This window comes from Enterococcus faecium (genome assembly GCF_029023785.1).
GTDB lineage: Bacteria > Bacillota > Bacilli > Lactobacillales > Enterococcaceae > Enterococcus_B > Enterococcus_B faecium.
On sequence record NZ_CP118955.1, the window covers coordinates 1,907,455 to 1,925,867 of the forward strand.

General features: G+C 38.7%; 18 protein-coding genes. 2 read left to right on the forward strand and 16 right to left on the reverse strand.

Annotation, left to right across the window (positions count from 1 at the left end):
- Positions 1–227: 227 nt before the first annotated feature.
- The 4 genes from PYW34_RS09330 to PYW34_RS09345 form a co-directional block, all read right to left on the reverse strand.
- Positions 228–491 carry a type B 50S ribosomal protein L31 gene (locus tag PYW34_RS09330; protein ID WP_002290330.1) on the reverse strand — a complete coding sequence of 88 codons (264 nt, stop codon included), beginning with the start codon at positions 489–491 and terminating at the stop codon, positions 228–230.
- A 98-nt stretch (positions 492–589) separates the two neighbouring features.
- Positions 590–1,885 carry a transcription termination factor Rho gene (gene rho / locus PYW34_RS09335; RefSeq protein ID WP_002290332.1) on the reverse strand — a complete coding sequence of 432 codons (1,296 nt, stop codon included), beginning with the start codon at positions 1,883–1,885 and terminating at the stop codon, positions 590–592.
- Positions 1,882–3,153: a UDP-N-acetylglucosamine 1-carboxyvinyltransferase gene (locus PYW34_RS09340; RefSeq protein ID WP_002294056.1), complete on the reverse strand. Its 1,272-nt coding sequence runs from the start codon at positions 3,151–3,153 to the stop codon at positions 1,882–1,884. The genes rho and PYW34_RS09340 overlap by 4 nt, the downstream gene beginning before the upstream one ends.
- A 164-nt stretch (positions 3,154–3,317) precedes the next feature.
- Positions 3,318–4,187, reverse strand: a complete 870-nt coding sequence (locus PYW34_RS09345; protein WP_002294057.1) for a class II fructose-bisphosphate aldolase — start codon at positions 4,185–4,187, stop codon at positions 3,318–3,320.
- 102 nt (positions 4,188–4,289) lie between these two features.
- On the opposite strand from PYW34_RS09345, the gene PYW34_RS09350 reads away from it, so the two are divergent.
- Positions 4,290–4,502, forward strand: coding sequence for a hypothetical protein (locus PYW34_RS09350; RefSeq protein ID WP_073506237.1), 213 nt, complete (start codon positions 4,290–4,292; stop codon positions 4,500–4,502).
- Here PYW34_RS09350 and PYW34_RS09355 read toward each other — a convergent pair.
- The 8 genes from PYW34_RS09355 to PYW34_RS09385 form a co-directional block, all read right to left on the reverse strand.
- Positions 4,479–6,089: a CTP synthase gene (locus PYW34_RS09355; protein WP_002286999.1), complete on the reverse strand. Its 1,611-nt coding sequence runs from the start codon at positions 6,087–6,089 to the stop codon at positions 4,479–4,481. The two genes, PYW34_RS09350 and PYW34_RS09355, sit on opposite strands and share 24 nt — an antisense overlap.
- Positions 6,090–6,310: 221 nt before the next feature.
- Entirely contained in the window at positions 6,311–6,556 is a 246-nt protein-coding gene (locus PYW34_RS13070) for a hypothetical protein (protein ID WP_002326505.1), read from the reverse strand.
- Positions 6,557–7,281: 725 nt separating this feature from the next.
- Positions 7,282–8,622 (reverse strand): type I glutamate--ammonia ligase, encoded by a 1,341-nt coding sequence (glnA, locus tag PYW34_RS09360; protein ID WP_002287001.1) that lies wholly within the window; start codon positions 8,620–8,622, stop codon positions 7,282–7,284.
- 27 nt (positions 8,623–8,649) lie between these two features.
- Positions 8,650–9,042, reverse strand: coding sequence for a MerR family transcriptional regulator (locus PYW34_RS09365; RefSeq protein ID WP_002287002.1), 393 nt, complete (start codon positions 9,040–9,042; stop codon positions 8,650–8,652).
- A gap of 228 nt (positions 9,043–9,270) precedes the next feature.
- On the reverse strand, positions 9,271–10,500 hold the full coding sequence (gene hflX / locus PYW34_RS09370; RefSeq protein WP_002289406.1) for a GTPase HflX: 1,230 nt from the start codon (positions 10,498–10,500) through the stop codon (positions 9,271–9,273).
- 1 nt (position 10,501) lies between these two features.
- Positions 10,502–11,419 carry a tRNA (adenosine(37)-N6)-dimethylallyltransferase MiaA gene (miaA, locus tag PYW34_RS09375; protein WP_002289405.1) on the reverse strand — a complete coding sequence of 306 codons (918 nt, stop codon included), beginning with the start codon at positions 11,417–11,419 and terminating at the stop codon, positions 10,502–10,504.
- Positions 11,420–11,422: 3 nt separating this feature from the next.
- Entirely contained in the window at positions 11,423–12,160 is a 738-nt protein-coding gene (locus PYW34_RS09380) for a glycerophosphodiester phosphodiesterase (RefSeq protein ID WP_002289404.1), read from the reverse strand.
- Positions 12,161–12,250: 90 nt separating this feature from the next.
- Positions 12,251–12,778 carry a hypothetical protein gene (locus PYW34_RS09385; protein ID WP_002289403.1) on the reverse strand — a complete coding sequence of 176 codons (528 nt, stop codon included), beginning with the start codon at positions 12,776–12,778 and terminating at the stop codon, positions 12,251–12,253.
- A gap of 179 nt (positions 12,779–12,957) precedes the next feature.
- On the opposite strand from PYW34_RS09385, the gene clpP reads away from it, so the two are divergent.
- Complete coding sequence (clpP, locus tag PYW34_RS09390) at positions 12,958–13,551, forward strand: ATP-dependent Clp endopeptidase proteolytic subunit ClpP (protein WP_002289402.1); 594 nt, start codon at positions 12,958–12,960, stop codon at positions 13,549–13,551.
- 103 nt (positions 13,552–13,654) lie between these two features.
- Here clpP and PYW34_RS09395 read toward each other — a convergent pair whose 3' ends face one another.
- From PYW34_RS09395 to efrA, 4 genes are all read right to left on the reverse strand, one after another.
- A complete protein-coding gene (locus PYW34_RS09395; protein WP_002289401.1) occupies positions 13,655–14,140 on the reverse strand; it encodes a gamma carbonic anhydrase family protein in 486 nt (161 codons plus the stop codon).
- A 152-nt stretch (positions 14,141–14,292) separates the two neighbouring features.
- Positions 14,293–14,490: a hypothetical protein gene (locus PYW34_RS09400; protein WP_002294061.1), complete on the reverse strand. Its 198-nt coding sequence runs from the start codon at positions 14,488–14,490 to the stop codon at positions 14,293–14,295.
- 94 nt (positions 14,491–14,584) lie between these two features.
- The gene (gene efrB / locus PYW34_RS09405) at positions 14,585–16,345 is read right to left on the reverse strand and encodes a multidrug efflux ABC transporter subunit EfrB (RefSeq protein ID WP_002299665.1); all 1,761 of its coding nucleotides are present in this window, start codon (positions 16,343–16,345) and stop codon (positions 14,585–14,587) included.
- Positions 16,342–18,072: a multidrug efflux ABC transporter subunit EfrA gene (gene efrA, locus PYW34_RS09410; RefSeq protein ID WP_002294065.1), complete on the reverse strand. Its 1,731-nt coding sequence runs from the start codon at positions 18,070–18,072 to the stop codon at positions 16,342–16,344. Before efrA ends, efrB begins: the two co-directional genes overlap by 4 nt.
- Positions 18,073–18,413 lie beyond the last annotated feature (341 nt).

The window sequence follows — 18,413 nt, forward strand, 5'->3', positions numbered from 1 at the left end:
TTAGGTAAATGGTTTTTTACTTCGAAATAACCCCTCTTCATTTCGTTAATATAAGGTGTTTTTATCAAGTGGATAATTAAAACTATATACTAGTTTTTCATTGTTTTGTGCATTATGATCCTACGACTTTTTCAGCATCAAACGAAGTTTTAAATTGGCAAAAAACATAAAAAAACAGACTATCCCTATCAGATAGTCTGCTAAACGTTGAGTTATCAGCGTTTTTATTATTCCGCAGCGTTTGCGTCTTTGAGACCGTATTTTTTGTTGAAACGGTCCACACGTCCGTCTGCTTGTGTGAATTTTTGACGTCCAGTGTAGAATGGATGTGAGTCAGAAGTTACTTCGACACGGATGACTGGGTATGTATTACCGTCTTCCCATTCAACTGTTTCTTGTGAAGTTTTTGTTGAACCTGACAAGAATTTGAAACCAGTTGTTGAATCCATGAATACTACTGGGTGGTAATCTGGATGGATGTTTTCTTTCATGATTTTTTCGCTCCTTTGCCCTGCTCCATTTGCTGAACCAGAGTTGATTTGTCGATTTACAACATTAACATCTTAACATGTTTCAGTCAAGGTTGCAATTATCTTTTCAGATTTCTGGTCGGATTTTTTTTACCAAAGGAGACATCTTGAAATTCTTTGAAAAATTGCTGATTGTTTTTTGTTTTACGCAAAAAGCGGATCAGTTGTTCCGTATATTCTAATGAATCTCCAGTCATATTTTTTCGAAGTTTCCAAATTTCTTCTAATTCTTCACTTGGCATCAATAATTCTTCTTTTCGGGTACCTGATTTTTTGATATCGATGGCTGGGAAGATCCGACGTTCAGATAATTCACGTGAAAGTTGTAATTCTAGATTTCCAGTTCCTTTGAATTCTTCATAGATCACGTCATCCATACGGCTTCCTGTATCGACTAAAGCGGTCGCTAAAATCGTCAAACTGCCACCTTCTTCGATGTTTCTTGCTGCCCCGAAAAATTTCTTAGGTTTATACAATGCGGCTGGGTCAATCCCGCCACTCAATGTACGTCCGCTTGGTGGAACGACTAAGTTATAGGCCCGAGCAAGTCTAGTAATACTATCCATCAAGATAACGACATCTCGTTTATCTTCGACTAAACGCATTGCGCGTTCCAATACTAATTCAGAAACTCGAGTATGGTTTTGCGGCTGCAGATCAAATGTAGAAGATACCACGTCGCCTTTCACGCTTCGTTCTAGATCCGTTACTTCTTCCGGTCGTTCATCAATCAGTAGAACGATTAATTCTACTTCCGGATAGTTTTCGGTGATACCATTTGCGATTTCTTTTAATACAGAAGTTTTCCCTGCTTTTGGCGGTGCGACGATCAATCCACGCTGACCAAAACCGATTGGAGAAAAGATATCGATCATTCGGGTAGATAGTCTTTGCGGTGTTGTTTCCAGTTGAAGCTGTCTTTGCGGATAAAGAGGTGTTAAGGCTGGAAAATGCGGACGTTCTTTTGCTTCTTCCGGATCTTTTCCATTAACGCTTTCCACGTGCATCAAACCATAATAACGTTCCGATTCTTTAGGTGGACGGGCTTTTCCTGCCACTTTGTCCCCATTTCTCAAACTGAATCGTCTGATTTGTGAGGCAGAAATATAGATATCTTCTGCACTTGGTCCATAATTGATTGGCCGTAAAAAACCGTAACCATCTTGACCAACGATATCCAATATTCCTTCCATATAATAAAATCCTTGTTTCTCTGCTTGTGCACGAATCACAGCTAGAGATAATTCCTTTTTATTCATCTTACTGTAATAAGGAATTTTAAATTCTTTGGCATAACTATAAACTTCTTTTAACGTTTTGTTCTCTAGTTCTGCCATTGTCAAATAATCGCTCATTCAGCTCCCACTTCCTCTATCATTTCAATTGATGCCCCTAAGGCTGTTAGTTTCTCGATAATATGATCATAACCGCGTAAGATATAATCTACATTGTAAATCGTCGTTGTCCCTTCTGCCAATAGTCCAGCAATCACTAAACAAGCACCTGCCCGAAGATCAGAAGCCACGACTTCTGTGCCGTGAAGTTTATTTGGACCATTCACGATGATCATATTTCCTTCCACGGTAATATCAGCGCCCATTCGTGCTAGTTCCGGCACATGGTTCACACGTTTCGCATAGATCGTATCGATGATTTCTGAAGTGCCTGTAGTCATCAATAGTAACGCAGTAAGTGGCTGCTGCAGATCTGTGGCAAATCCTGGATAAGGATAGGTCATGATGTTTGCGGGTTTTAATTCTTTCGAGGGGTAAACTTCGATTTCATCTTCGCTGATTTTCATATGGACACCAATTTCCTGCAATTTTGCTATAAAGCTTTCCAAATGTTCAAAGATCACATTTTTCACTTTGATACCATTTCCTACTGCAGCTGCTAATGCTAGATAGGTTCCTGCTTCGATGCGGTCAGGAATCATGAAATGCCGACAGCCATGTAATGTTTCGACTCCTTCGATACGGATCACATCTGTACCCGCTCCTCGAACTTTTGCCCCCATATTATTCAGTAAAGTTGCCACATCTATGATTTCCGGTTCTCGTGCAGCGTTTTCAATTACTGTCTGTCCTTTTGCTTTTACAGCAGCTAACATCACATTGATCGTTGCTCCGACTGAAACCACGTCCATGAAAATCCGATTGCCACGCAATCCTTTATTTTCTGTCCGTAAATACATGGCACCATGTTCATTTGTCACTTCAGCACCTAGAGCTTCAAATCCTTTGACGTGTAGGTCAATCGGTCTAGGGCCTAAATAACAGCCACCTGGCAGGCCTACTACCGCTTCGCCAAATTTACCAAGCAGTGTTCCCATAAAATAATAAGAAGCACGCAAACTATTGATTTTTCCGTGCGGCATCGGAATCGATACGACTTCTCGAGGATCGATTTCTAGTATGTTGTTGGAAAAATGGACAGTTGCGCCCATGATCTCTAAAATTTCAATTAATGAATGAACATCTTGTATGTCCGGCACACCTTCCAAGATCACTGGGGAATCAGCTAAGATTGCAGCTGGAATCAATGCGACTGCACTATTTTTTGCACCGCTGATCGTTACTTCACCAGCTAAAGGTCGGTTTCCTTTGATTACGATTTTTTTCATCTGTTTCCACCTTGTTTATTAATCTTTTTTCATGGATATGCTTGTATTTTATCATAGATAAAAAAAAGAAACGAGCATGGTCTGCCGTTTTAAGTAAAAAAGAATGGAGAGCGACTTCAAAAGTCGTTCTCCATTCCTATATATCGTATCTGTTATGTGGATGCTTACGCTTTGTTAGCTGAACCGAACCAGTCGATATGAGATTTAGCATCTTCAACGATTGCTGCTTTACCTGGAGCTAATAATTTACGAGGGTCGAATCCTTTACCTTCTTTATCTTTACCAGCTTCGATATATTTACGAGTAGCTGCAGCAAATGATAATTGGAATTCAGTGTTAACATTTACTTTTGAGATACCCATTGAGATAGCTTTTTCGATTTGATCTTGAGGAATACCTGATCCGCCATGTAATACTAAAGGCATGTCTGGACCTACAGCATCAGCAATTGCTTGTAAGTGGTCAAAAGCTAATCCTTTCCAGTTTTCTGGATATTGACCATGGATGTTACCGATACCGCAAGCTAAGTAGTCGATACCTGTAGCAACCATTTGTTTGCATTCTTCAATATCAGCTAATTCGCCGTTACCGATGATTCCGTCTTCTTCTCCGCCGATTGAACCAACTTCACATTCAACTGAGATACCTTTTGCATGTGCTTTTTCAACAACGTCTTTAGCTAATTTCAAGTTTTCTTCAAATGGTAGATGTGAACCATCGAACATTACTGAAGTATAGCCTAATTCGATACATTCCAAAGCAGCTTCGTAGTCACCATGGTCTAAGTGGATAGCAACTGGAACAGTGATGTTCATTGCTTCAACTAAATCAGTGATTAAATCTTTACAGATTTTGTAACCACCCATGTATTTAGCTGCACCCATTGATGTTTGGATAAGTACTGGTGCTTGTTTTGCTTCAGCCGCTTCAAGTATTGCTTGAGTCCATTCCAAGTTGTTTGTGTTGAATCCGCCGACAGCGTAACCGCCTTTACGAGCAGCTTTTAAAAATTCAGCTCCTGATACTACTGGCATAATAAAATTCCTCCTAAGTTTTGTAAAACTAAATTTGTTAAGACAATTCTTAACCAACGACCCTATTTTACCAAACATTTCGGTAGTTTTCTACTAAAATCAATGAAAATGAAAATTTTCAAGAAGTTTTTTGCAAAAAATAAAATATCCAATAGCGCTTTAATCGAAAAAAGTCTTTTGATTTCTATCTTTTTTCCTACAAATAATAACAAATCAGAAAAAGAGAAAAGTGACAAGAAAATTGCTTATCCCCTTCTCTTGCTACTTTTCTCTTTCTATCAAGTTCAAAAATTATTTTGTTTCGTGATCTGCTAATGATGCTCCGACAAATGCTTTGATTAATTTTTGCGGGCGATTTGGACGAGAAATCAATTCTGGGTGGAATTGGCATCCCACAAAGAATTTTTTCTCTGGCAGCTCTACGATTTCTACTAAACGGTTATCTGGTGAGACACCTGAAAAGACTAGCCCTTGTTCTTCAAACAATTGACGATATTTGTTATTGAACTCATAGCGGTGACGGTGACGTTCTTGCACAACATCGGCTCCATCATATGCTTCAGCCGTCTTCGTTCCTTTTTTGATTTTACATGGGTATAATCCAAGGCGTAAAGTTCCACCCAAATTCTCGATGTTTTCCTGATCAGCCATTAAATCAATAATATTGTTTGCTGTATCTGGATTCGTTTCAGCTGATGACGCATCTTCTAATCCAACGACGTTACGTGCAAATTCGACACAAGCCATCTGCATACCAAGACAAATACCTAAAAACGGAACGTCATTTTCGCGAGCATAACGAATCGCTTCGATTTTCCCTTCTACTCCGCGATCACCAAATCCACCAGGAACCAAGATTCCATCTGCGTCTTTCAAACGTTCTTCTACATTTTCTCTCGTTAATTCTTGTGCTTTGATCCAATCGATCTCGATGTCTGAATTATAGGCGAAACCAGAATGTTTCAATGCTTCAACTACTGAGATATATGCATCTGGTAACTCGACATATTTACCGACAAGCGCAATCCGTACTTTTTTCTTCAAGTTCAAGACACGTTCTTCTAATTCTTTCCATTCTGTCATGTCTGCTTCTGGTGTATCTAGTTTTAAATGGTCGCAAACAATTTGATCCATTCCTTGTGCTTGTAAAACTAATGGGATGGAGTAAAGTGTATCTACATCTGGCGACTCGATAACTGCTTCTGGTTCGACATCACAAAATTGTGCCAATTTGTTTTTCACGCTTTGAGAAACAGGTTGCTCTGTACGTACCACCAAAATATTCGGTTGGATACCTAAACCACGTAGCTCTTTTACACTGTGCTGCGTTGGTTTAGTTTTCATTTCTCCAGCAGCTTTCAAGTAAGGAATCAATGTTGTATGGATATACATAACATTATCTGTACCGACATCTGCTTTCATTTGACGAAGTGCTTCAAGGAATGGCAAAGATTCTATATCCCCTACTGTTCCCCCTACTTCTGTAATGATCACATCTGAATCAGTCATTTTAGCTGCTCGCATGATTTTTTCTTTGATCTCATTTGTAATATGAGGAATAACTTGAACAGTTGCTCCCAAGTATTCGCCCTTACGTTCTTTACGCAAAACTTCAGAATAGATTTTTCCTGTCGTCACGTTGGAGTATTTGTTCAAATTGATGTCAATAAAACGTTCGTAGTGGCCCAGATCCAAATCTGTTTCAGCACCATCATCTGTTACGAATACTTCTCCGTGCTGATATGGGCTCATCGTCCCCGGATCCACGTTGATGTATGGATCAAATTTTTGGATAGTTACTTTTAAGCCGCGGTTTTTCAATAAGCGTCCTAAAGAAGCTGCAACAATCCCTTTTCCGATTGATGAAACGACACCGCCGGTCACAAAAATATATTTTGTCATAAGTTCAAAAACTCCTTTTTAATTTATGTGCAGGAAAAGTCTCAGACAATAAACAAAGCTCCCTATTCTTCAATAAGAATAGGGAGCCGAAATTTCTGTAAACTTCTGACCCTCTAAAAGGGTGCCCAAGGTGTATAATACAAGCTGACTAAGGGAAAGTCAAGTACTCAAATGAATACTATCCGCTTACAATTTTTTCTTTTTCGATATCCTTTGAGAAATTATTTCTTAAGTCCTTTATGAGTGCAAAAAAAATTTAACCCACATAATAAGCTTGATATAAACATAGCTAACGTTAAACCTAAGCAAATCAGAAAATCGTTACTGAAAAATTTTAAGTGAAATAATAGATAAAAAAATAAAACAAACATTATGATAGATAATATCCCACCTAACAAAGAACTACTTTTTCCTACTTGCAGCAACAGTTTATATAGCTTATCGTAGAAACAATCTTTTTCTTTCACCCTTATTTACCTCCTTTACGTAAAAAACGTAGTCCACAGTTCTCGGATTTTTGGCATATCTTTTCTATTAAATAATATCAAAAACAAAACAATTCCACTAATTTTTTCAAAGATGACCTTTTTTTCAACAAAAGTGCCTTGTAGGGATTCATTGAAGGTAACGAATCACATAAGTAAAAAATAAGGAGATGCGACAAAAGTCGTGCCTCCTTATTTCTAAATAAACGGTGTTCTCCTGCCAACTCCTCGGTCACAAGTCACAATATCCATCAAACATGAGAAGCTGTTTTTGAAATTATTTCTTGTGATTCGGAGTTAAATGGTAGGCTCACAACCTCTGGATAAACGGTATTCAAAAGCCAGTTTCTCGGTATTAAGCCAAATTTATGCAAAAATGTAGAAAGCCATTTTCACAAAATTTTTCTTAACACTCGAAACTAAACGTCTTTTTCAAAACCTCTTGGTAAACGGTGTTCAAAAGCTTGCATCTGCGGTAATAAGTTCAGCCAATTCAAAAACAAGAAAAGCTGTTTTTGCTTGGCTATTCTTATTACTTGTTGCAGGGCAGCTTTTTCACAACCTCTCCACTAAACGGTGTTCAATCAGCTGACCCTCGGTATTAGCTCAAAAAACGGCAAAATATGAGGAACTATTTTTCCGTTAGTTTCTCTAATACTCAGGTCAAAACGCTGATTTCACAGCCTCTAATTCACGGTATTCCTGTTTTAATAAAGTTCTAGATATTGTTCTCTTTCCCACTCGGAAACAGTTTGTCTGAATGCCGCCCATTCGAGACGTTTTGCTTCAACAAAATTTGAGAAGATATGTTGTCCTAATGCGTCAATCATTACATTATCCTTACGCAATTCTTTGATAGCATTATGGATAGTTGAAGGTAAGTCCTGGATATGTGCAGCTTCTCTTTCTTCCTCATCCATTACATAAATGTTACGGTCAACAGCTGCTGGCGGTGTGATCTGATTACGGATACCGTCTAGTCCTGCTTGCAACAATACTGCCATTGCCAAGTATGGGTTTGCAGATGGATCAACTGACCGCAATTCCAAACGTGTGGATAAACCGCGAGATTCTGGTACACGTACTAATGGCGAACGATTACGGCCACTCCATGCGACATAAACAGGCGCTTCATAACCTGGAACGAGACGTTTATAAGAATTGACTGTTGGATTGCAAACGGCTGTGTAGGCACGAGCATGTTTCAGCAAACCACCTAAGAAATGATAAGCTGTTTCACTTAGTTCCAATTCACCGTCTTTATCATAGAAAACATTTCCTTCATCATTGAACAAAGACATATTGCAATGCATACCAGAACCATTGATCCCAAATAACGGTTTCGGCATGAAAGTCGCGTGAAGTCCATGCTTGCGTGCAATCGTTTTGACAACGAGCTTGAAGGTTTGGATATTATCACAAGCATCTACCACATCTGCATATTTAAAGTCAATTTCATGCTGTCCTGGCGCTACTTCATGATGTGAAGCTTCCACTTCAAAGCCTAGACTTTCTAATTCCAACACGATGTCACGGCGGCAATTTTCACCTAAATCTGTTGGTGCAAAATCAAAATAACCACCTTTATCATTCAAGGTCGTTGTGATCCCACCGTCTTCGTCTAATTTAAATAAGAAGAATTCTGGTTCAGGTCCTAAATTGAAAGAGGTAAAACCAAGGTCGCGCATATCTTTCAATGCTCGTTTCAAATTCCCGCGAGGATCGCCGGCAAATGGTGTCCCATCCGGATTATAGATATCACAAATTAAACGAGCAACTTTTCCATGAGCACTTTCCCACGGGAAGATCATCCAAGTGGAGAGATCTGGATACAAATACATATCGCTTTCTTCAATTCGAACAAATCCTTCAATCGAAGAACCGTCAAACATCATTTTATTTTCTAATACTTTGTCGATCTGGCTCACTGGAACTTCTACATTTTTGATCGTACCTAAGATGTCTGTGAACATCAATCGTAAAAATCGTACGTTTTCTTCCTCAATGATTCGTTTGATTTCTTCACCTGTTATCTGTTTCTTTACCATGGTATCCCTCTTCCTTTTTTAATTTATTCAGTCAAAGAATTGTCTTTGCAATCCTTGCGACTGATAATGACCTGTTTTGCTTAACCCACCTTGCGCCAAAATCTCATCACGAAAAATTTGTCGAACGTCATGATCTGTCAACGGCTTCTTGTTTTTTGCTTCTTGTTTTTTCGCCTGTGCCATTTCGTATACACGTTTGATCCCAGCCATATTCAATCCCTCTGAAAGATAGTCTTTAATCTCAAGCAACATATCAATATCATTCAGCGAATACATACGTCGGTTTCCTTCGCTTCGTTCCGGATGAACTAAATCTTGTTCTTCATAATAGCGAATTTGCCGAGCAGACAAATCAGTCAGCTTCATAACTGTACCAATTGGAAATACGGACATAGATCGGCGCAATTCCTTTTCTCCCATCAGACGTCCCCTTTCGTTTTATAAGTTGGCTAAAGTGTACCAATTAAAAAAAATATTGTCAACTGCATATGTTAGGTTTTCTAACATGAGATCTCTATTTTTTATAAAATAACAAAAAAATAAGAACACAAAAAAGGTATCTAGTTGATTTTCGTACCAGATACCTTTTATTTTTTATTATACTGTACTATCCTTTATTAGTGTTTTTATTGTTAAAAAAATAAAATTTTATTGGTTTTTTCTTAACCATTTTGAATTGGTTTTTGCAAACCCTTTAACTTCATATTCGTTTGTTTCTTCCATGTACGCTTCGTCCAAAACCATTGTTTGTCTTCTCAACTCGCTTAATTTCTGTCCTTCGTTGCTTGGCACAGAAAGTGTATAAGGGGTCATTAGTTCCATCAGCTGACGTTTGATTGCTTCGATCAACGCCATCTTACCTTCTTTCGTCTGAGTAGAAATCAATACATTTGGGAATAGCGTAGGCGTGAACATCGCTGGGTCGATCTGGTCTGCCTTATTGTAAACAGTCAGTATCGGCATTTCTTTCATATTCAGTTCATCCATCAATTTTAAGACAGTCTGCTCCTGTAAAATACGATCTGGAGAACTAGCATCGACTACATGTAGCAAAAGATCCATATTTTGACTTTCTTCTAATGTAGAATGGAAAGCATCGATCAGTTGCGTAGGCAGGTCTTGGATGAACCCGACGGTATCCGTTACAGTAATCTCAAATCCTTCAGCAAAACGCCATCTCTTAGTCAATGGATCTAACGTTGCAAACAATTGATCTTTCGAATAAGTATCCGCTTGTGTCAATAGATTCAAGATAGTTGACTTCCCGGCATTCGTGTAGCCAATAAGTCCAATCTGAAAAATCTCGCTATTTTTTCTTTTTTGGCGATTGCGCTCTCGATGAGCTTCTACTTCTTTCAATTCTTTCTTAACAGCAAAAATTTTATTCCGTATATGTCGGCGGTCTGTTTCTAACTTTGTTTCACCTGGCCCTCTTGTTCCGATCCCACCGCCAAGACGAGATAATGTTTTCCCTTGCCCTACTAAACGAGGCAGCAGGTATTCTAACTGAGCAAGTTCAACCTGCAGCTTCCCTTCTTTCGAACGAGCACGCATCGCAAAAATATCTAAGATAAGCTGCACGCGATCAATTACCGGAAGACCAACAGCATCGGTAATCAGTTGGCTCTGTCTCGGAGTTAGCTCATGATTAAAGATGATCAAATCCGCTTCATGCGCATCCGCTTGTTGAACTAATTCTTGTAATTTCCCTTTACCGATAATCGTTTGCCGATCCACTTGTGGTCTCTTTTGTGTAATTGTGAATACGACTTCTCCTGATGCGGTATTCGTCAGCTGAACTAGCTCTTCCATTGACTCTGAAAAGTAACGCTGGTTTGCTTCGGTTTCTACCCCTACGATGATCACTTTTTCTTCCATTTTATTCCGCCTCCAGCCATTTTTTGATTGTTTGCTCAATCTGACTTTTTTGATTTGGCTCACTTATAAGATCAAACCACTGTGCATCCAAACGGTTACGAAACCACGTCAACTGACGTTTCGCGTATCTTCTCGAATGTAGTTTGACTTGTTCTGTTGCTTCTTCCAATGTTTCTTTCCCTTCAAAATAAGGGAAAAATTCTTTATATCCAATACCTTGACTGGCCTGGACTTCTCCAAGCTCATACACCTTACGCGCTTCTGCTACTAAACCTTCTGCTAGCATCAAATCGACTCTTTGATTGATTCGTTCATAAAGAATACTACGCTTCGTATCTAATCCAATCATGAGGTAATCATACAATTGCTTTGGCTCTTCTTTAGGTGCCGTGATACTATGTCCTGTCGTCTCTAAAACTTCCAGAGCTCTTATCACTTTGCGTTGATTGTTCCAGTGGATTTTCTCAGCAGCTGCCGGGTCTTTTTCTTTCAACTGATTCCATAATGCTTGGGAACCAATTGTTTCAGCTAACGTTTCATACTTTTTTCTAATCTCAGGATTCGCTTCTTCTGTCGCTCCTAACTGATAATCATATAGAAGGGATTGGATATAGAGACCCGTACCACCAGCTATGATAGGTAGGTGCCCTCGGTTCGCAATCTCGGTAATCAATTGTCGACCTGAATGCTGAAAATCAGCGGCTGAGTAACGTTGAGTAGGTTCGATCACATCAATCAAATGATGCGGAACATTATTCATCTCTTCTTCTTTGATTTTTGCTGTACCGATATCCAGATTTTTATAGATTTGCAATGAATCACCACTGATGATCTCTCCTCCAAATAGTTGTGCGAGTTCCACACTTAGCGCTGTTTTACCGACTGCTGTCGGACCGACGATCACTAATACTTTTTCCATATTTTACCTACTTTTCGTTGATTGTTTCCACCGAAGAGCTTTCTCCGGAAAATCAGTTATTATTCCATCTATTTTGAGTTCTTGACATTTGGCCATTTCTTCTTCATCGTTAATCGTCCATGCACGAATTGCTTTTGGAAAATCAGCTGCCTGGACTGGATGTTCGAACAACCAAGTATTTTTTGGATGTACTCCTTCTATATAAGGGGTTTCTGCTGCTAGTTGGATCTTTTTATCAGAAGTACTCATCAATAAGTCCAGCTGTATCTCCGGTTCCAGTAATGCGATTTTTTCCAAAGAATCCAAATGAAAGCTGCAATATGCATGTTGAAAAGGCCAATCTCTACTTTTTAATGTTTCGGCTAATTTTTCTTCGATACCGGGATATTCATACTGATCAGTTTTAATTTCAATCATTAGCATCCCTCGGTAATTTTTTTGGAGGAGCAGTCCTAACACTTCTCTCAATTCAGGAACTTTAGCTGCTGGAAATTCTTTGCTGAATTTGCCCCCTGCATTCAATTTTTTGAGTTCTTCCAATGTTTTTTCTCGAATCAGCCCTTTACCGTTAGTCGTCCGGTCCACTTCTTCGTCGTGCATAACGATCAAATAACCATCTTTGCTTAGATGGACATCTAGTTCGATACCATCTGCACCTACTCGTACAGCTTCTGCAAATGCAGGAAGCGTATTTTCTGGGTGGGTGCCGCTGCTTCCGCGATGGGCATAGATTTGTAACATCTTTCTTCACTCCGTTCAGTTCTATTGTATCATTAAGAAAAAAAGAAAGCATTACCACGCTCTCATGTGCAACGGCAATGCTTCAAAATATCAGCTCCAAACATCATCTTTCGAGAAGAAACCAATCGGCTGGCGCGTCATAGTCTTCAACTGAGCTTTTTTTTCATTGATCATTTCAGTCAGACTATCCGTAAAATTCTCTAAAATCACGCGTCCGCCTTTATAAGCATATCCACCAATCTTCATTGTTTCATCTGGAGATAAAATCACTTTTCGATGGGAGATATTCTTAAATAGCTCGTCTAAAATATAATTTGGCAGATAAAAACTATTTTGCGCTGAAAATGATTGGAGATACGCAAAATCGTCAATCGTGATATAACAATCATCAAATGCATCAAAGCTGACATATTCTTCCATCAGCGTTGTCCGTTTTTGCAAGATCTCGTTGATCTTTTTATTTAATTGATTCAGCGTCTCGATTTCTTTGACTTTCAATTCCAATTCACGTCTACGCTGTTCTTTATTTTCCAAGTGACGCATTTGCAGTATCATGCCGATATAGACAACTACAGCACCTGTCAGCACTCCGATAAGGCCAGTAATACCAACTATCAATCTGTTGTTCCTCCTTGTTTTGTTTCTCTGCTTATCATACCATAAAGCGGGTTTATGCGACTAATTTGCCTAAGTTTTTTATTTGACCTTTTTTGACCAAAAATGTATACTACATTTTAGGTATTAGAAACTAAATTATGGTACACTATTTCTAAACGAAATCAAGGAGGAACTCTATTATGAATTTAATTCCTACAGTCATTGAACAATCTTCACGAGGTGAAAGAGCTTACGATATCTACTCACGTTTATTGAAAGACCGTATCATCATGTTAAGCGGCCAAGTAACAGATGATCTTGCTAATTCGATCATCGCCCAATTGCTTTTCTTAGACGCTCAAGATTCTGAAAAAGATATCTATCTTTATATCAATTCTCCTGGTGGTTCAGTTACAGCAGGTATGGCTATTTACGACACAATGAACTTTGTCAAAGCAGATGTCCAAACAATTGTTATGGGTATGGCTGCTTCAATGGGAAGCTTCTTGCTGACAGCTGGTACAAAAGGTAAACGATTTGCTTTACCAAATGCTGAGATCATGATCCATCAACCTCTTGGCGGCGCTCAAGGGCAAGCAACTGAAATCGAAATTGCGGCACGCCATATTTTGCAAACACGCGAACGCTTAAACAAAATTTTAGCTGAACGCACTGGACAACCGCTTGAAGTGATTGAAAAAGATACAGATCGTGACAACTATATGACAGCTGAACAAGCAAAAGCATATGGATTGATCGATGAAGTCATGGAAAACAGTTCTTCATTAAATTAATCTGTTTCAAAGGAAGCTTTTTTAAGCTCTCTTATCTAAACCAAATAAAAAAGGATGGTCAACTCAAACTGACCATCCTTTTTTATTTTATGGATGCTACTGCCTATCTTTGCTCCTTGAATTTTCCTTGCGCATGCATCCGACCTATCTCGACATAATGCTGGATGTTTTCTTTGTTTTTTTGTATTTCTTCTTTTGTCAAAGGACGGATCACTTTAGCTGGGCGACCAAAAGCCAAGACATTAGGAGGAATAACTTTTCCTTCTGTTACTAATGATCCAGCACCAATCAAACTATTCTCACCAATAACCGCATGATTCAATATCGTGGTCCCCATCCCGATCAGCGCCCCTTTTTCGATTGTACAGCCATGTAGCATGCACTGATGTCCTACCGTCACATTCTCCGCAATATCTACAGGTGCATCATGATCGACATGGATGATTGTACCATCTTGGATATTCGTTCTTTGTCCTATTTTTATCCAATTACTGTCCCCGCGTAAAACAGCTTGATACCAGATCGTCACATCTTCTGACAATGTCACATCACCAATCACTGTGGCATTTGATGCTATAAACCGTTCCATATTTATTTTTCTCCTTTCATTTTTTGTAGAAACTAATCCTATTGAATAAAGGTATCATAGCATATATTTATTTCATAAGAAAAAAAACAGGTAAAACCTGCTCAGGCCAGATGTCTATTTACAGTATCTGGTAACTGACGTTTTACCTGTTTTTATTGTACATCTATATTTTCTTCTATTACTTTTTTTAAAATTAATTCGTACACTTCTATTTGTGCTGCCAAGCGTTCGATTTGAAACTCATTTTCAAAAAAATCAGCTGAATCAAAAGGCTTCGTCTGACAGACGTGCGTTAAACGATCAATTTCTCTTTTGGCTTCAGTAATTTTTTCATTTAAAAACTGTTCCATCTCCGTGTCCTCACTTTTCTTGATAACTTTACTTTACCATTATCAAGAATAGAGAACAAAAAATAAGTTTTAAACTGTTTTATTCTTATATGACTTATTCTGCTTCCTCAGCAAATTGGCTGTTATACAGTTTTTCATAAAATCCACCTTGTGCCAATAAACTCTCATGCGTTCCTTTTTCAATGATCTGACCTTGATCCATCACTAGAATCAGATCTGCATCACGGATTGTCGATAAACGGTGAGCGATGACGAAACTTGTCCGTCCCTCCATCACGCGATCCATTGCTTTTTGAATCAACGCTTCTAAACGGGTGTCTACTGAACTTGTTGCTTCATCTAAAATCAAGATTTTAGGATCGGAGACCACTGCTCGGGCAATCGTCAGCAACTGTTTTTGTCCTAAAGACACATTGTCTCCCTCAGAATTGATGGCCATATCATATCCATCTGGCATCGTTCGGATAAAATGATCTACGTTTGCTGTTTTCGCAGCATCAACTACTTCATAATCTGTCGCATCAAGCTTTCCGAAGCGGATATTATCTGCAATCGTTCCTTGATAAAGCCATGCATCTTGCAAGACCATACCAAATAGCGAACGCACATCACTGCGACTCATTGATTTGGTGTCGATTCCATCAATCCTTATTGCTCCTTTGTCTACGTCATAAAAACGCATCAATAGATTGATCAATGTCGTCTTGCCGGCACCGGTCGGACCGACCACAGCTACGGTTTGACCAGCTTTCACTTCAAAATTCAAATCTTGGATTAATGGTTTCTTCGGATCATATGCAAAATCGACATGATCGAATGTCACATCTCCTAAAATCGTTTCTGGCAGTGAAGCATCTACTTTGTTTTCTTTTTCTTCTGGCTCATCTAAAATCTCGAATACACGTTTCGTTGCCGCTGATGCACTTTGCAAAACTGAAGACAATTGTGTCACGTTCCCCATTGGCTGACTGATTTGCCAAATATATTGGATGAATGCTTGTAGTTGACCGACAACGATCGCCCCAGTAATAACATAAAAGCTTCCTAGAACAGCCATACCAATATAAGTAGCATAGGCAGTTAATTGAACTAGAGGCATCATCAAGCCAGAAATGAATGCTGCACGAAACCCAAAGTATTTCAAGCTGTGATTAACTTTTTTGAATCCTTCCAATGTTTCTTTTTCGCGTCCATATACTTTCAATACACTAAAACCTGTCATATTTTCTTGGACGTAGCCGTTTAGCTCACCAAGAGAATTCTGCATGCTTTGAAAATATTTCTGCGAAGCATTGATCACTCGTTTTGAGATCCAGATCGATGTTGGAATCATGATCATAGAGATCAGCGCCATCATCGGCTGGATATAAAACATCATTGCTGCAGCCAACGTAATTCCCAATATCGCATTTACGATACCAATAAAAGCTTGTTGTAAAGCACCGCTGACTGCATCTACATCATTCGTCACACGAGACAAAATATTTCCTTGCTGGTTTTTATCGAAATATGAAACCGGAAGACGATTGATTTTTTCTTCTATGTCTCTTCTCAAATCATGCATGGCACTTTGAACGACATTTGTCATCAAAACACCAGAAAGTAATTGCGAAATACAATACCCTATTCCAACAACTGTGATCCAAATGAGACATTTGAATATATAAGAAAAATTGATTGATTCGCCATTGGCAATATTACGGCTGATTTCTGTAGTAGGAAGTCCTGTAACATATGGCAAAGCCACGTTGAAAGCCACTGTCAGAACTGTAAATAGGATCACTAAAAGAAAAGTCCCACGATACGGTCTGATATATCGAGCTAAACGTTTTAAGGAAGAAAAGGTTTTTTTCATGCTAATTCCTCCTTTGATAATTGAGAAGCGGCAATATCATAATAAATCGGGCATTTTTCCAACAACTCCCGATGCGTCCCCATACCGACGACTTCTCCTTCATTTAATACGATGATCTTATCTGCATGCATGATCGTTCCCACACGTTGTGCTACGATCAATACAGTAGATTCTGTCGTTTCTTTTTTCAGACGAGCACGTAACTTCGCATCCGTTTGATAATCTAATGCAGAAAAGCTGTCATCAAAAATATAGATTTCCGGACGGCGTATGATGGCTCTGGCTATTGCCAATCGTTGTTTTTGTCCACCTGAAAAATTGGAACCACCTTCTGATAAATGTTCATTAAATCCATCTGGTTTTCGAGAAATGAATTCTGAAGCTTGAGCAATCTCAGCTGCACGTTCCATTTCTTCTTGCGTAGCATCTTCTTTCCCGTATCGCAAATTATCTGCAATCGTTCCAGTAAATAGCAGCGCTTTTTGCGGAATAAACCCAATCTTATCTCGCAACTTGCTTAGCCGATAATCTCTCACGTCTACTCCATCGATCAAGATCTTTCCTTCACTCACATCATAAAAGCGAGGGATCAATTGGATCAACGTAGATTTTCCGCTACCGGTACTTCCAATAAAAGCAACGGTCTCTCCTGGAGAGGATGTAAAACTGACATTTCGTATCACTGGCTCTTGCGAATGGCCTGGATAAGCAAATGTTACATTTTGAAATTCGATATACCCTTTAGTTTTTGTATCAGATATACCATTTGGATCTTCTACAATCGAAGGTTTGGCATCTAGGGCTTCTTGGATACGTCCAGCTGAAACAGCTGCTCTTGGATACATCATGAACACACTAGCAAATAACATGAATGAGAACAAGGCATGGAATATATACTCGATAAACGCAATCAAATCTCCTACACGAAGCTCGCCTGCATCGATTTGCACTGCCCCGCTCCAGATGATCAATACCATTACGATATTAAATAAGAAATAAAAACCCGGTTGTGCAACAGCCATCAAACGGAATAAGCTTTTTGAACTAGAAGCATAATTCTCATTGACTACAGCAAAACGTTTTTCTTCAAACTTTTCATTGACGAATGCACGAATCACACGCAATCCTGAAAGATTTTCCCGCAAGATACTGTTGATTTTATCTAAGTTTTTTTGTTGCTTTTTAGATAACGGTTCAGACACCTTAGCAATCGCTACGACTGCCAATAATAGTAAAGGTAATGCACCTACTACATACAAACTGAGTGTCACACTTGTACGCATGACCATGTACAAACTGACAATGAACATCATTGGTGCCATAAAACCGATACGTAAAATATTTTGCAGGAACAACATGATCTGATAAGCATCGTTTGTTGTACGAGTGATCAATGAAGATACGCCTAGATTTTCGTATTCCTGATGCGAATAACTTTGGATCTTTTCGAACAAATCATCTCGAATATCTGCTACGATATTAGTCGTAATCCTCGAACCAAAATAACCTAACAAGATATTCAAAATAATACCGATTACAGTAATAACGATCATAAATATCCCTTGTTGCTTCACATAATCAAAATCATCATTGCGGATTCCTACATCGATCATACGTGCTAAAATCGTAGGAAGTCCTAATTCAATCAAAATAAAACCAAATATGCATATGAAATTGAAAAACAAGAATTTCTTATAACGCATGGTATAATGCCACATTAGTTTCACTTTCTCATCTCCTTTTAATCTTTTGTTACATTTTCATTACTAAAAATGATAGCACAACGAGCCTATTAATAGAACACTTCTCTCATAAAAAAGTCATTATGATTATAGCGGGATGATAAACATTGATTTTTTCTTTCAATCTAGTTGATTTCTATACTTATTTGCTGTTTTATGCTAGAATAACAATTAATTGTTGTATATTTTTTATACAGAAGGTACGGTTGAAAAAATATCCGAACAGATAAGCAAAAACGAGGCTTGTCTCTTTGACTCGAATCCAGTATTCTAGTCAAAGCATATGAAAAACCAGGTGGCTTGTCCCCTCGTTTTGTGTTGTCTAA